Annotated in this window: 13 protein-coding genes; 5 read left to right on the top strand and 8 right to left on the bottom strand. The window is 44.3% G+C overall.

All coding sequences use genetic code 11. From position 1 onward, the window contains the following. Positions 1–20: 20 nt before the first annotated feature. On the bottom strand, positions 21–827 hold the full coding sequence (locus tag ATL39_RS09185) for an alpha/beta hydrolase (RefSeq protein ID WP_120193048.1): 807 nt from the start codon (positions 825–827) through the stop codon (positions 21–23). Between the two features lie 198 nt (positions 828–1,025). On the opposite strand from ATL39_RS09185, the gene ATL39_RS09190 reads away from it, so the two are divergent. The 3 genes from ATL39_RS09190 (at position 1,026) to katG (ending at position 4,949) form a co-directional block, all read left to right on the top strand. Continuing rightward, positions 1,026–1,460 (top strand): DUF1801 domain-containing protein, encoded by a 435-nt coding sequence (locus ATL39_RS09190; protein WP_120193049.1) that lies wholly within the window; start codon positions 1,026–1,028, stop codon positions 1,458–1,460. Between the two features lie 26 nt (positions 1,461–1,486). Continuing rightward, positions 1,487–2,398 carry an alpha/beta hydrolase gene (locus ATL39_RS09195; protein WP_170146886.1) on the top strand — a complete coding sequence of 304 codons (912 nt, stop codon included), beginning with the start codon at positions 1,487–1,489 and terminating at the stop codon, positions 2,396–2,398. 355 nt (positions 2,399–2,753) lie between these two features. Then, positions 2,754–4,949 (top strand): catalase/peroxidase HPI, encoded by a 2,196-nt coding sequence (gene katG / locus ATL39_RS09200; protein ID WP_120193051.1) that lies wholly within the window; start codon positions 2,754–2,756, stop codon positions 4,947–4,949. Positions 4,950–5,027: 78 nt separating this feature from the next. Here katG and ATL39_RS09205 read toward each other — a convergent pair whose 3' ends face one another. Continuing rightward, complete coding sequence (locus tag ATL39_RS09205; RefSeq protein ID WP_120193052.1) at positions 5,028–5,999, bottom strand: ABC transporter substrate-binding protein; 972 nt, start codon at positions 5,997–5,999, stop codon at positions 5,028–5,030. Between the two features lie 331 nt (positions 6,000–6,330). On the opposite strand from ATL39_RS09205, the gene ATL39_RS09210 reads away from it, so the two are divergent. Continuing rightward, the gene (locus ATL39_RS09210) at positions 6,331–6,882 is read left to right on the top strand and encodes an RBBP9/YdeN family alpha/beta hydrolase (protein WP_120193053.1); all 552 of its coding nucleotides are present in this window, start codon (positions 6,331–6,333) and stop codon (positions 6,880–6,882) included. A gap of 92 nt (positions 6,883–6,974) precedes the next feature. Here the strand turns inward: ATL39_RS09210 and ATL39_RS09215 are convergent, their stop codons facing one another. Next, positions 6,975–7,508, bottom strand: a complete 534-nt coding sequence (locus ATL39_RS09215) for a DinB family protein (protein ID WP_120193054.1) — start codon at positions 7,506–7,508, stop codon at positions 6,975–6,977. Positions 7,509–7,552: 44 nt separating this feature from the next. Between ATL39_RS09215 and ATL39_RS09220 the strand changes: the two genes are divergently transcribed. Then, complete coding sequence (locus ATL39_RS09220) at positions 7,553–8,125, top strand: YdeI/OmpD-associated family protein (RefSeq protein ID WP_120193055.1); 573 nt, start codon at positions 7,553–7,555, stop codon at positions 8,123–8,125. A gap of 93 nt (positions 8,126–8,218) precedes the next feature. Here ATL39_RS09220 and ATL39_RS09225 read toward each other — a convergent pair whose 3' ends face one another. From ATL39_RS09225 to zupT, 5 genes are all read right to left on the bottom strand, one after another. Next, complete coding sequence (locus ATL39_RS09225) at positions 8,219–9,352, bottom strand: NADH-dependent flavin oxidoreductase (protein ID WP_120193056.1); 1,134 nt, start codon at positions 9,350–9,352, stop codon at positions 8,219–8,221. A gap of 292 nt (positions 9,353–9,644) precedes the next feature. Then, positions 9,645–11,447 carry a glutamine--fructose-6-phosphate transaminase (isomerizing) gene (gene glmS, locus ATL39_RS09230; protein WP_120193057.1) on the bottom strand — a complete coding sequence of 601 codons (1,803 nt, stop codon included), beginning with the start codon at positions 11,445–11,447 and terminating at the stop codon, positions 9,645–9,647. Positions 11,448–11,879: 432 nt separating this feature from the next. Beyond that, on the bottom strand, positions 11,880–13,337 hold the full coding sequence (locus ATL39_RS09235; RefSeq protein ID WP_120193058.1) for an alpha-amylase: 1,458 nt from the start codon (positions 13,335–13,337) through the stop codon (positions 11,880–11,882). Between the two features lie 237 nt (positions 13,338–13,574). Then, positions 13,575–14,387 carry an undecaprenyl-diphosphate phosphatase gene (locus ATL39_RS09240; protein ID WP_120193059.1) on the bottom strand — a complete coding sequence of 271 codons (813 nt, stop codon included), beginning with the start codon at positions 14,385–14,387 and terminating at the stop codon, positions 13,575–13,577. 25 nt (positions 14,388–14,412) lie between these two features. Next, complete coding sequence (gene zupT / locus ATL39_RS09245; protein WP_120193060.1) at positions 14,413–15,222, bottom strand: zinc transporter ZupT; 810 nt, start codon at positions 15,220–15,222, stop codon at positions 14,413–14,415. Positions 15,223–15,243 lie beyond the last annotated feature (21 nt).

A 15,243-nucleotide genomic window follows, 5' to 3' on the forward strand; every position in this document is an offset into this window, starting at 1 on the left:
CGGCTAGTCTTTATTTCTTATTATACGCGTTCATTGATCCAATCGATAACTTCACCGTAAATAGTATATCTGGAAGGCTCATTGAAAATTTCATGCATCAACAAAGCATAAATTTTTAATGTTTTATCTCTGGAAGCAATGTCTGCATAAAAATCCCGGGAATCTTTCTCTGCCACAAGACCGTCCTCATTGCCGTGCAGAACGAGCACAGGGTCTGCGAAGCTTTCAGAGTGACTCTTCAGCCAATCAATCCCGGAAGGAAATACATTCAGCAGCCCGGCGGAAATTTTCTTTTCTACCAGCGGATCATTTTCATAAGCCCTCACAACTTCAGGATCGCTGCACACCCCGTCTCCAAGCTCATTATCGAAATAAAAATCATCCGGCCTATCAACAGGAAGCGGGCCGAAAATTTCTTTATTGTATCTCGTTAATGCTCCCGATAAAATAATACCATCGACATGTCCCGGGTATTTTGTTCCAAAAGCAGCCGCTGTAAATCCGCCCATGCTGTGGCCGATTAAAAAAACCGGCAGCTTCGGGTTTTCCGTTTTGGCAGTATCAACCATCTTTTTTGCATCATCCGGCATTTCATTAAAATCGCTGAAATACACTCGTCTGCCTCCGGAACGGGCGTGCCCCCGCTGATCATAGCGGTATACCGTTATGCGATGCTTCACCAGTGTTTCTGTAAGCGCCTCGTAGCGGTCCATGTGCTCTGCCAGACCATGTACAATCACCGCAGCAGCTATAGGCTCTTCTGCCGCATTCTTTTTGCTGAATAGTTCCGTTCCATCCATTGTTGTCATTTGTCGTTCCTCTTCCATATTGACTCCTCCGTTCATTTTTCAGGATAATCAGTCAGCTGTTTCTGCAATTGTTCTTTATATTCTGTAAAACAGGCCGTGATCCCTTTCCCAGAAGCAGAAAATGTTTTGCATGAATAGAAAATGGCCTTTGATTTTAAAGAAAAATACGCTTAGGATCAAAAGAAAGAGCTGGTAAAAAAAGGAGGAGGTCACCCTATGTCCGAGGTTCAGCAGTATGTAGAAAATATAGAGAAAAAATGGAAAAACTCATTTCCGGCCCTGCTAAAAGTGATTGATCAGCATATTCCCCCTGGTTTCGAATTGAACATCCAGTACGGTATGCCATCCTTTGTTGTGCCTTTAACGCTTTATCCAGAAGGCTATCACGTTGATAAAAATACGCCTCTGCCATTCATCAGTCTTGCCGCCCAGAAAAATTATATTTCTGTATATCATATGGGTATTTACGCCGATCAGGAATTATTGGAATGGTTTCAAAACGAATACCCTTCTCATATGAACACCAAATTAAACATGGGTAAAAGCTGTATTCGTTTTACAAACCCGAAAAACATTCCATATCAGCTGATGGGAGAACTTGCTTCTAAAATGACATGCGAAGAGTGGATTAATAAATACAAAGGGAAGTAAGCAGTACACGAAGGGAGATGTCCGGGATGCATCCTTATAAAATGCAGCTGTACACGGTCGTGCTCCGCACACTGCAGAAACAGCTGAGCCGATTTTCCCCTTTTCATATCGCGCCGCCTCTATCTATTACAACGGATGTTTCTTTTATATTGGAAACAGCAGCGGGTTTTACACAAATCCATATGTATTACCCGCCGGCTGACCCGGGAACGAATATGCCTGTGTTTGTAAACCTGCATGGCGGCGGTTTTTTTATGGGACGTGCCCGGGATGACGAAGGATGGGGGAAATATGTTGCCGCGCAGACGCCCTGCATTGTTGTAAATGTAGAGTACCACCTGGCTCCCAAAACACAATTTCCTGTTACTCTTTTTGAGATCCGCGACGTTCTCTCCTGGCTGCATGAAAACCAGTCAGCGCTCGGCCTCGATATGGCGCGCTATTCGCTTGGCGGTCACAGTGCCGGGGGCAATCTGGCAGCCGCTTCTGTACTTCTTCTTAGAGATACGGGAACGCCTCTGCCAGTTGTCCAAATTCTTGATTCCCCCATCCTGGATCTGGATACGAGTCCCCGCTGCAAGCCGGTCGTTTCCGGCGCTATCCCTGCAGCAATAGCGGAATTATTTGCGGCAAGCTATTTAAAGGATTACCAGAACCGCCGTCATCCTTATATATCCCCTCTGTATGAGCCATATCTCGAAGGACTCCCCCCTGCTCTTTTGTTTACTCCCGAATTTGATTCACTTGCCCGCGAAGCCAAAGAATACGCCGGACGTTTGCGAGAGGCCCGCACGTCTGCAGATTTCTATACGTTTCCCGGTACCTTCCACGCCTTTACTCATAACGGAAAAAAAGAATCCGCCCAACAGGCGTGGGACCTTATCATTAAAACGCTTCGGACTCATTTAAAAAAACCGGACCTGTCCGCAGGAAAATAAGTGATAATGCAGCGGTAACATTCTCATTTGACCGGCCTTTTACCTGGAATCTGCACTGCCTCTTCCCCTCTTTTACGGGGCTGTTTATGCAGGTGTCGGCGTTCTCCGCTGAATGTTCTTCAGGAACACGTTTAAACAATCCACCTCCGGGGCATTTATTCAATAACTTCTGCTTTTTTGCAGGGTCCTCAAGTAATTTTTCTAAATTCCTTCATTTTACTTTTTATTTACGTTATAATTTATTATAATTACAATGTAAGAATTAATACAGCCTTTTACCATTTTAGTATAAATGACCAGAGGCTGAACATCTTTGCTGTTTTATTCTTTAAAATAGAAAGGGGAATGTACGAATATGTCAGATAACGGAACAGGCGGCCAGTGTCCATTTACGGGCGAGGGCGCTCCAAGCAAACCAGTAAGCGGAACAAAAGGAACAACAAATAAAGATTGGTGGCCGGGTCTTCTCGACCTGAACGTTCTTCACCAGCACGACACGAAGACTAATCCACTTGGAGAAGACTTTGATTATACAGAAGAATTCAAAAAACTTGATTACGATGCAATGAAAAAAGATCTTCTTGATCTTATGACAGACAGCCAGGACTGGTGGCCTGCAGACTACGGACATTATGGTCCATTTTTCATCCGTATGTCATGGCATTCGGCTGGAACATACCGTACAGCTGACGGACGCGGCGGCGGCGGAAGCGGCTCGCAGCGTTTCGCACCTCTAAACAGCTGGCCGGATAACGGAAACCTTGATAAAGCACGCCGCCTCTTGTGGCCAATCAAGCAAAAATACGGAAACAAAATTTCCTGGGCCGACCTTCTTGTTCTTGCAGGAAACGTAGCTATCGAATCCATGGGAGGAAAAACTATCGGATTTGGTGCCGGACGTCCTGACATCTGGAGCCCGGAAGAAGACGTAAACTGGGGACCTGAGAAAGACTGGCTCGGTGATGAGCGTTATTCTGGCGAGCGCGAGCTTGAGAATCCTTTAGCCGCTGTTCAGATGGGCTTAGTTTATGTAAACCCTGAAGGTCCTAACGGCAAGCCGGATCCAGCAGGCAGTGCCCGCGATATCCGTGAAACGTTCAAAAGAATGGGAATGAACGACGAAGAAACAGCAGCCCTTACTGCCGGCGGCCATACATTCGGTAAAGCCCACGGCGCAGGTGACCCATCTCACGTAAGTGCTGATCCAGAAGGCTCTCAGCTTGAGAACCAGGGCCTTGGCTGGAAGAGCACCTACGAAAGCGGAAACGGTCCTTACACGATCACAAGCGGAATTGAAGGCGCATGGACGCCTACTCCAACAACATGGGACCTGAGCTATTTTGACATGCTGTTCGGCTATGAGTGGGAACTCACTAAGAGCCCTGCCGGTGCCTATCAGTGGGAGCCTGTTTCTCCTGATGAAGACCACCTTGCGCCAGACGCCGGTGATGCTGATAAAAAAGTAAAAACAATGATGACAACGGCTGACATGGCTATGCGCGTAGATCCAACGTATGAAAAGATCTGCCGCCGCTTCTATGCAAATCCAGACGAGTTTGCAGACGCATTCGCACGCGCCTGGTTTAAGCTTCTTCACCGTGATATGGGACCACGCGACAGATACCTCGGACCGGAAGTACCGGAAGAAGTATTTATCTGGCAGGATCCTGTACCAGAAGTAGATTACGAACTCAACGAAACAGAAATTGAAGAGCTTAAAGGAAAGCTGCTTGATTCCGGCCTTTCTGTAAGCCAGCTTGTTAAAACGGCATGGGCTTCTGCAAGCACGTTCCGCCATTCCGACAAGCGCGGCGGTGCAAATGGTGCACGTATCCGTCTTTCTCCACAGAAAGATTGGGAAGTAAATGAGCCGGAAGAACTTTCCAAAGTGCTCAGCAAACTGGAAGAAATTCAAAAAGGCCTCGACAAGAACGTCAGCATCGCTGACCTGATTGTTCTCGGCGGAAGCGCAGCTATTGAAAAATCTGCGAAAGAAGCAGGCTTTGACGTGAAAGTACCATTTACTCCAGGCCGCGGCGACGCGACGCAGGAGCAGACAGACGTAGACAACTTTGAAGCGCTTGAGCCGGAAACAGATGGCTTCCGCAACTATCAAAAGAAAGAGTATACTGTTTCTTTTGAAGAGCTGCTTGTCGATAAAGCACAGCTTCTTGGGCTTTCCGCTCATGAAATGACTGTATTAGTCGGCGGTATGCGCGCTCTTGACGCAAACTACAAAGGCACGAAGCACGGCGTCTATACAGACCGTCCCGGCGTTCTAAGCAACGACTTCTTCGTGAACCTTATGGATATGAGTGTAGACTGGAAGCCGTCAGAAACCGACAACGGCATTTATGAAGCATATGACCGCAAAACAGGTGAACTTGTCCGCACAGGATCAAGAGTAGACCTTGTCTTCGGTTCTCATTCCGTTCTCCGCGCTCACTCTGAAGTGTATGCGCAGGACGACAACGAAGAGAAATTTGTTAAAGACTTTATTAAGGCCTGGGTTAAGATCATGGACGCAGACCGTTACGATGTTAAAAAATAAGTAAAAATAGAACCGGGCTTTCCTGTTATTGCAGGAAAGCCCGGTTTTTTTTATACATAGTATTAAGATTATTTTATATTAATCCACTAATGTCTCTGCCACATAATCAATCGCCATTGTTCTGGCGTGAGGACCAACCTGAATAAACCAATCAGGAACAGTGTGAACATTACCTTGTTTCACTGCTTTCGTCTGCTGCCAGACGCGACTTTCCATTAACGTATTATATCTTTCTTCTGCCTGAGTATCCTGCTGGGATGCAGTATTGTATTCAAGAAGAAAATGATCAGCGTTAACTGTCGCTATTCCTTCAAGCGAGATAGCTTTTCTTTCCTCAGGTACTCCTTCAGATGGATTCAGTCCTAAATCCTGATAAAGCGTACCGTCAATAAACCGTTGATCCGTTGTGCCATGAATGCGGAATTCTTTTGGCAGTACCCTCATGAAAGCGACTGTTTCCCCGCCAAGGGATGCAGTAATCTTATGTTTGGCTTCTGCCGCTTTATCTTCATATTGATCGAGCCAAATCTTAGATTCTTCTTCCATACCTAAAATTTGTCCAAATGCAGCGTGTGTTTCACGCCATTCATCATTTCCCAGAATAACTGTAGGAGCAATACTGGAAAGGTCGTCGTACAGCTTCCCGGCTTTGTCCTGGCCAATAATCAAGTCCGGCTCAGCTTCAAGAATCGCTTCTAAGTTAAAATCGTCTCCCCCAATAAACTGAACATCTTCATATAATTCCTGCGGCAGATGTGACGATACCTTTTCATTCGTCAGCGAGGATTCAGCTGCCAGCACAGGGATTACATCATATACATACAAATTATCAACGTAGTTAGAACTAAGTACCGCTATTCTTTTCGGCTCATCCGGAACTTCTGTTACGCCCATTTCATGTGTAATTTCATGATAGTTCTCATCTGCTCCTTCAGCATTTGTTTCGTCAACTGTATTTGTACTGCATCCAGATATGAATAGTACTATAATAAGTGCACTTATTATGAGGAAATGTGTATAAAAAAACGAATGTGACCTTAACATTTGCATGATTGTCCTCCCATTTTCAATAAACAAAATTAATAAATAGGTTTCTCGCTTTATAAATGACTTTTGCTGTATATCTCCTTTTCTATATTTTATTGATTGCCTCCCCGTTCCCGGAAAATCATATGTATAATAACCAACAAATGATATTGATAATCATTATCATTTTATATCTATATCTTTCTTTTAGTCAATGATCATTTTTACACATACTCCTCCCTGCGTTATATAAAAATCGATTCGTTTATAGTCAACTGCATAAACCGGTGTTTCGCTATGACGCTAACGGGTAGTATATAACCACCAGCCAGCCTGCAGAAAGGAGGAGAAGAAAATGACAAAACAGGTGCTGTTCATTCATAGTGCAGGACCTCAGAAACCTTCTGAGGGAAGTAATGGTCTGACAGCCTATTTAAAAGAAGCACTCGGGGCAGAATACCAGCTGCTGACCCCGGAAATGCCCAACCCGGAAGATCCCAGGTATTCCTTGTGGAAGGAACAGCTTGAAAAAGAATTTACTGGACTCGATCGTGAGGTGATTCTTGTTGGCCATTCGTTGGGAGGATCTGTTCTCGTTAAATACCTTGCCGAAAAAACGGTAATCCCGGTGATTGCTGGATTGTTTTTAGTTGCCACCCCTTACTGGGGAGGGAAAAAAGGATGGCAGGCGGAAGAATTTAATTTTCCTGTCGATTTTGCCTCCCGACTTCCTTCCATCAGCAGAATATGTCTTTACCACAGCCAGAATGATGAGGTAGTACCATTCTCTCACCTGGAACACTTCAATAAACAGCTTCCCAATGCAGAAACCCGTATTCTTGAAGGCCATGATCATACGTTTCAACATGGGCTGCCCGCTCTTGTCGATGATATTCAGCAGATATAAATCAAGCTTTTATACGCAGAAAAAAAGCTCTGTACCGGCCAAATCCAGCGCAGAGCTTCCTTTACGTATAAAAACCAGAACCGGCTGCTCGATTACTGCTTCCCGGAGGTCGCGTAACTAAACCTCGCATACCCTATCTCGGAGGCATTTTTCATCAGTTCAAGATTCAGCCACGAGGCTGATTTATGAAATTCCACTTCGTTATTAAAAGGAAAAGAACTGTGCTGGCGGCTCATCCATTCCTCCTCCGTTAACTGGGAAAGCTTTTTTTCCCATCTATCGGCCAGTTCGTACAGATGTGCTTTTATTTTTCCTGCATCAGCCGTAACTTCTACATCGTCCTTTGTTAAATTTCCTTCTCCAAACGAATGGTTAAAGACCATTTCCCACCAAAAAGTGATATGCCATAGAGTCCATGCGATGCTTGGCGGACCAATATCGTAAGACTCTGTTTCAGGCAGTTCTGCATACCATACCCCATCTGCTTTTTTGAGATACAGGCTGCTGTTTGACGGCTGCCACATATATTCTTTCTGTTCCAGCGAAGAAAGATGGTATTCCAGAAGCTGTCTGGAAATACTGAATTGAAATTGAATATTGTCTTTTAATGCATCATTATTATTCATATACAAATCCTTTCTCGTATAACTTTATTTAAGGATGTGTCTACATGGAAATCGAAAATTTAATTCGGGTAAAAACAAGGCAGGAACTAAGAGATTGGCTTGAAACGCATGCCGCGTCAGAGAAATGCTGCTGGATCATTGTAAGCAGAAGTAAAACAGCAGGCGCTCTTTCTTATCTGGACGCCGTGGAAGAAGCGCTGTGTTTTGGCTGGATTGACGGCATCGTAAAGAAGCTTCCGGATACTGGTGAAACAGCACAGAGGCTCTCCCCGCGAAAGAAGAAAAGCAATTGGACGGAATTAAATAAAGAAAGAGTAAGAAGACTGGATAAGCTGGGATTAATGAAAGAAGAAGGGCGCAGGGTTCTCCCCGACATGCAGCCGGAATCTTTTACGATTGACGAAGAGATTGAAAGCCGCCTCAAAGAAGAGAAACAAGTATATCAGAACTTCCTTCACTTCCCTGAACTGTACCGAAGAATTCGAATTGATACCATCCAAAGTTATAAAAATGACCCTGAGCTTTTTTATAAACGATTGGATAAGTTCGTTGAAAACACGAGAGAAAATAAAATGTACGGGCAGTGGAATGATAACGGACGGCTGCTTGATTATTAAAACGAAGCTTATTTTTATTTTAAAATAAAAAAACCCCTCTGCCTGTAATTAGACAAAGGGGACTCACCTTTTTTTGGCGTTTGCTTTACAGAATTACTTACCATCAGTTCTTGGCAGTGGATAGAAACCCTCATTGAATTGATTCCATAAGTTAGGTGGTAAATCATGTTTCTCTTCACTATTGGGATCAAATTTTGAAACGATATCGTTCTCTTTGCCATTTTTAATTTTATTAATGAAATGATGATCTAATAGAATTTCCCTGCCCAAAGCTAATAGTTCAACATTTTTGGATTCTACAGCTTCTAGTGCTTGTTCAGCAGTGAATATGGATCCGATAACAACTAACGGCATACGGCCATCAATCCATTGATGAAGTAATTTAACTCTTCCTTCGCCTTGATACTTACCTTCACGAGTTTCAGCATTCACATCCATTAGGGAAACATGTAAATAATCCAACGGTTTTTCAATTAAATGTTTCACCAGTTCCTCCGTGGTTTCCATACGTATACCTGGAGTTTCTGCTTCTTCTGGTGAAAATCTATAACCAACGATAAATTTCTCATCTGCGTAGGTTTTAACCGTATCAACTACCTCATCTACAACTCTCATTGGGAAGTTTAATCTATTTTCTCCCCACTCATCCTCGCGACGATTATAGTATGGTGAAACAAATTGCTGTATTAGATAATGGTTGGCGCCATGAATTTCTACCCCATCAAATCCTGCTTCGATCACTCGACGTGCTGCCTCACCAAATGCTGTAATGGTTTGTTCAATTTCTTCGTTCGTCATTTCCCGGGCATGATGTTCTTCTTTTTCGTCGAAGCTTTGTAATGTGATAGGGCTTGGAGCAGCTGCATCTCCATTTGGTGTTAAACGCGGCAGTGACTGTGCCCCGCCATGATGGATTTGTACAATAGCTTTTGCTCCATTTTTTTTCATAGCTTCAGCTAAGCGTTTTAAGCCATCAATGTCCGAATCATGTGCAACCGATGGCTGTCCGGGAAATGCTTTTCCTAAATCGGTCACATAGCTGGCTGCAGAAATAGCTAATCCTACATCTTTAGAACGTTGTTCCACATAATCAATTTCTACATCAGAAATGGTACCATCATCATTGGAAGATACATGAGTGAGTGGTGCTAAGACAAATCTATTTCTTAATTCTACTTTATTTGGTAATGTTACTTTTTCAAATAATGGTGCAAACTTCTTATCCATTGCTGCAATGCCTCCTGTAATTTACATGTATCCTCGCCAGTTATATGCAAGTTGCATATATACAAATTAAAGGTGTATCCTGCCTGTGTCAAACCAAAGTACTTTTCATGGATGGAATGCGCCGGCTTTAATCGATATTTCTGAGCCAGTCGTCTGCATTTATACGGTTCATCGAGTCACCCCTGGATGACTTGTTCTCTATTGAACAAAAAAACACCCCAAACATTAGATATTTCTCTAACATTTGGGGTGCACTATCTATCTTAAAAGTTATTTTAATCCATTTATATTCCTATTCTACCGTTACACTTTTCGCAAGGTTTCTTGGCTTATCCACGTCGCAGCCTCTGTGGAGGGCTGCATAATAGGAGATCAGCTGAAGCGGAATAACAGACACAAGCGGTGTCATCAGTTCGTTGATCGTTGGTAGAACAATGCGGTCGCCGTCCTGCTTCGTGTCTTCGGTACTGATGATGCATGCGTTGGCGCCCCGTGCTTCTACTTCGCGCACGTTGCCGCGGATATTAAGGTTTGTGGCTTTCTGCGTCGTAACCGCAATAACCGGAGTTCCGTCTTCAATAAGGGCAATCGTTCCGTGTTTAAGCTCTCCTCCGGCAAATCCTTCTGCCTGAATGTAGGAGATCTCTTTAAGCTTCAAGGCACCTTCTTGAACGACGCTGTAGTCCATAGAGCGGCCGATAAAGAAGCAGTTGCGCGTTTCGAGCAGATAATCACGGGCAATCTGTTCCATGACGTCCTTTTGGTCACACAGCACTTCCATCGCGTTTGCAATCAGGCTGAGTTCCTGGATCGCATTAAAGTCGGTCTGAATTTCCTGCGCACGGGCACTGTCCATGGCAAGAATAGAGAATACCGCCATTTGGGCTGTATAGGCCTTTGTAGAGGCTACGGCAATTTCAGGGCCTGCGTACGTGTGAAGCGTGAAATCTGCCTCACGGGAAAGCGTAGAGCCCGGTACGTTTGTAATTGTAATGGAACGGTAGCCGTTTTTCTTGGCATTTACAAGAACGCCGCGGGAATCTGCGGTTTCGCCGCTTTGTGAAATAAAGATAAAGAGCGGATTGCTGGATAGTAATGGTTCATTATAGAGAAATTCACTGGCAATGTGTACTTCTACTGGTTTTTTTGCTACTTTTTCCAGCATTTCTTTTCCAACCAGTCCGGCATGATAGCTTGTGCCTGCGGCAATGATATAAATACGATCCGTATCATTGATGGCGGCACGGATATTTTCATCAAGCTTAATATCTCCGGATTCATCCTGGTATTTCTGGATAATGTTACGGATAACAAAAGGCTGCTCGTCGATTTCTTTCAGCATGAAGTGGGAGTAAGTGCCTTTTTCTGTATCGCTTTCGTCAATATCGGTTGTGAAGGTGTCACGGCTGACCGGATGACCGTCCAATGTTTTTACTTTCACATTGTTCTGCGTCAGCACGACAATTTCGCCGTCCATGATTTCCATGAATTCTTTTGTTACATGAAGCATAGCCATTGCATCAGAAGCAATAACGTTTACGCCATTCCCTACTCCAATAAGAAGCGGGCTTTTATTTTTACCAACGTAGATCACATCAGAATCATCGTTATCAATCAACGCGGTGGCGTAAGATCCTTCAAGAACGGAAAGAGTACGGCGGAATGCATCTTCAGTAGACAAGCCTTCATTTACGAAGTGCTCGACGATCTGCACAATAACTTCTGTATCCGTATCACTTATTAGTTTTACATCCTGCAGAAATTCTTTTTTCAGCTCGTTATAGTTTTCAATAACGCCATTATGAACAATGGTAAAACGCTCAGAAGTGCTCTGGTGAGGGTGTGCATTCAGGCGGCTTGGCGGTCCGTGGGTAGCCCAGCGTGTATGGCCGATGCCGATAGTGCCGGGTGCTTCCGTACCGACTGCTTCTTCGAGTACGGCAATGCGTCCCTGCTCCTTGTATAAATCAATGCCTTCATTTCCTACCAAAGCAATACCAGCCGAATCGTATCCGCGGTATTCCAGCTTCTTTAAGCCTTTTAAAAGAATATCTGCTGCCTGTTCATTTCCTATATATCCTACTATTCCACACATATAATCATGACCTCCTAAGGCGGGCCACAGCATGTACCTCGGGGCTGCAAGCTGTGCCCCGCTCTTTTCTTTTTATTAGTTTTGGCGGCTTGTGCAGAAGGACGTTGTGCAAAGAGTTGCCTCCTTGTTTTAATCCTGCTGCTGACGATTGTGCCGGACAACCGGGAGGCATCCGCCGATGCTCGATGAACCTCCTCCTCGTCAACTGTTCGTGTTGTTCTCCGTACGGAACAGTTCAGGCGCTGTAGTATGCGGTTTTCTCTATCCCCCTGTTCGTTAAATAGAATCATGGTTATCTTACTATCTTTTCCCATATAATGCAATATCTTTTTAAAAAGAAGTAATAAGTAAAGTATCGACAACCCATCCCATTAGACGCGAAAAAAGAATCCGGGTTACAGTTTTTCTGTAATTTTCCGGATTCTACTGTTTTTATTCGTCAGGTGTGGCCCAAACACTTACACTTTCTCCCATGACAGGAAAAGAAGCCGTACCATCTTCTTCGATGATAATTTCGTCCTTGCAGTTACGGGTATAGTCGACCCACGCCTCGCCGGCATGCTCTTCTCCTACATTCATGGTTAAACTGTTATCCCCTTCATTGGAAATAACTACGGCGCAGCCGGATCCTTCCATTTCTTCTGTTCCCCGGCGGACCCAGCCGATCAGGTTCGCTTCTTCAAAATAGTCTTCCTGTTCTCCGTAGGCTTTGTTTTTACGAACATAAAGAAGCGGATCAATAGCCTCTGCTTTTCCTTCTTCCGGAGCAGGTCCGTTGATGCCGAAATAATCTCCGTAAAATACGCAAGGATAGCCGTCTTCTCTTAATAAAATTAACGCATAGGCGCTCTGTTTAAACGGCTCTTCCACCCATGATTCCAGTGATTCTTCAGGCTGGGAATCATGATTATCCACAAACGTTACCGCATGCATCGGGTGGGACTTCACGAGCGTGTCCTCAAATATTTCCCGCAGGTCATAGTCTGCCCCGGCATTGGAAGCATTGTGCAGATTAAAGTGGAGCGATACATCAAACAGGTCGATCTTATAATCAATGTTATCCAGAAAAGCCTGGCATTCTGCTAAATCAGAGAGCCAGAATTCCCCGACAATATAAAAGTCTTCGCCGCCGTGCTCCATCGCCTGCTCGGCAAATTCCTTCACAAAATCATAGTTTATATGTTTAATTGCATCCAAACGGTAGCCGTCGACCTCTAAAGTATCCGTCAGCCATTTGCTCCAGGAGATCATTTCTTCTCTGACTTCCGGATTATTGTAGTCATAGTTTGCAAACATGAGAAAGTCATAGTTTCCAAATTCATCCGCTACATTCTCATTCCAGGCCTTATCTTCTCCAAGAATACGGAATATGCCTTCTTCATCGTCGCTTGCATTATAATCTGTACCGTTAAAATGCGTGTAGTTCCATTTGAAATCGGAATGGGTGTCCCCGCGTCCCGGAAACGTAAATTTCGTCCAGCCTTCCATTTCAAAAGGCTCTCCTATGTCTTCGTTTCGGTTCTCTTCGTTTACTTTTACTACTTCAAATGTTTCTTTTTCATCCGCTGCCGCTTTATGGTTCATAACAACATCGGCATAAACGCAGATGTCGTGCTCATGACAGGAGGCAATGGCTTCGAGAAGCTCTTCTTTTGTGCCGTATTTCGTCCGTATCGATCCCTTTTGGTCAAATTCCCCCAGGTCATACAGGTCGTATACTCCATATCCGTTATCATCAGGTGTTTCTGATTTAGCCGCAGGAGGAATCCAAACAGAATCGATTCCGTTTTCCTTCAGCATTGAAGCCATTTCCTTAAGCCTGTTCCAATGGGCGCCATCTGCTTCCAGGTGCCATTCAAAAAACTGCATCATTGTGTGATTTTTCTTCATGTTCACTTCTCCTATGATTAATTTTTCCATTAGACAGCTTATCGGATTCTTAAAAAAAAGAATCTTATCCCATAAAAAGGCTGAAGCCGGTTTGCGGCTTCAGCTGCCGTTTTATGAGAAAAAATGATTCTATTCTTATAGATTACCCTAAATATCATCCCGCCGAAACCTGCTGCGGTTAAAAAATACCTGTAAGCGCATGCTTACAGGTATTTTTCCTGGCATATTTTCTGTCAATTACCCGATAAATAAAAGAACCAGGGCACCGACAATAAAGCAGTAGATCGCAAAATACTTTAGATTTCCTTTTGCCATAATATTCATAAACCATTTTAAAGAGATGTAGGAGGTAATAATAGAAGCAATAAAGGCCACCAGGTAATTCAACCACATATCAGGCAGGTTTTCACCCAAAATAGTATCAAGGGATAAAACGGTCGTCCCAATGCTGATCGGAATGTAAAGCAGAAACGAGAAACGAAGCGCCGTTTCCTGTTTTGTGCCCAACAGCATAGCAGCTACAATAGTCGCTCCAGAACGGCTGATACCCGGAATCAAAGCCACTGCCTGAGCCAGACCAATAATAACGGCATCTTTCCAGTTCAGCTGGCCGTCGTTTCTGCTGCCCCGCAGATTACGGATAATCCACAGTGCAAATCCAGTAACAATCAGCGTGGCGCCGACAATCCATACTTTATCAAGCTCGGATTCAATATAGTCTCCAAGCGTCAGTCCTATCACGCCCGCCGGTATTGTTGCGATAACCAGATACAAAATAAAATCAAAGTCATCCCGCGCAGCAGCTTTTCTCGTCGTTACGTAAGTGATGCCATTTGCTGCGAGTTTAACGATATCATGCCAATAGACAACCAGTACGGCAATCAATGATCCAAAATTAACAAGCACAAGAAATTCGAGCCCTGTGTTGCCAAGTCCGATTAACTCCTGAACAATAACAAGGTGTCCGCTGGAGGAAATCGGGATTGGTTCGGTAATCCCCTGAAAAAGCCCTAGAAATAAATATTTAAGAAGCGTCCATATATCCTGCATATCACTGAACATCCTTTGTAGGTTATTAGATAAATAAAAGCAGGCTGACAGCCATTACGGCCATACCGGCGATCAGTCCATAAATTGGAAGGTGTGTTTCGTCATACCGCTTTGCGGCCGGCAGAAGCTCATCCAATGAAATGAAAACCATAATCCCTGCCACCCCGGCAAACATAACGCCGAACGTCACGTCGTTTAAAAAAGGCATTAAAAATAAAAAGGCAATAATTGCACCAAGCGGCTCGGACAGCCCGGATAAAAAAGACAGTTTGAACGCTTTGCGTTTGCTTCCCGTAGCAAAATAAATAGGCACCGATACAGCAATCCCTTCCGGAATATTATGTATCGCAATCGCTACAGCAATGGCTATCCCAAGCGTCGGATCCTCAAGAGCTGAAGCAAATGTGGCTATCCCTTCCGGGAAGTTATGAATCGCAATCGCAAGAGCCGTGAACGTTCCCATTTTCAGAAGATCCGGCTCTTCTCTTGACCGGTTGACCGCAGACATATCCTCTACACGTTTTAATTCATGGGGATTTCCCTGCTTAGGTATCAGCCTGTCAATCGCCGCAATCAAAAGCATTCCTCCAAAAAAACCACCAGCAGTAGACCACTGCCCGCCCACATTTCCAAGAGCGCTTACGAGTGATTCCTGGGCCTTCACATATATTTCAATCATGGAGATATAAATCATCACGCCTGCGGAAAATCCAAGCGAGACGGAAAGAAATTTTGTATTTGTCGTGGAAGTAAAGAAAGCCAGAAAGCTTCCTATTCCTGTAGCCAGGCCTGCCATAAGTGTCAGCGCAAGGGCAAAGAGGACATTTTCCGGCACGTTTGGCTCCTCCTTTTAAAA

The organism is Sinobaca qinghaiensis (assembly GCF_003610495.1).
GTDB lineage: Bacteria > Bacillota > Bacilli > Bacillales > Marinococcaceae > Sinobaca > Sinobaca qinghaiensis.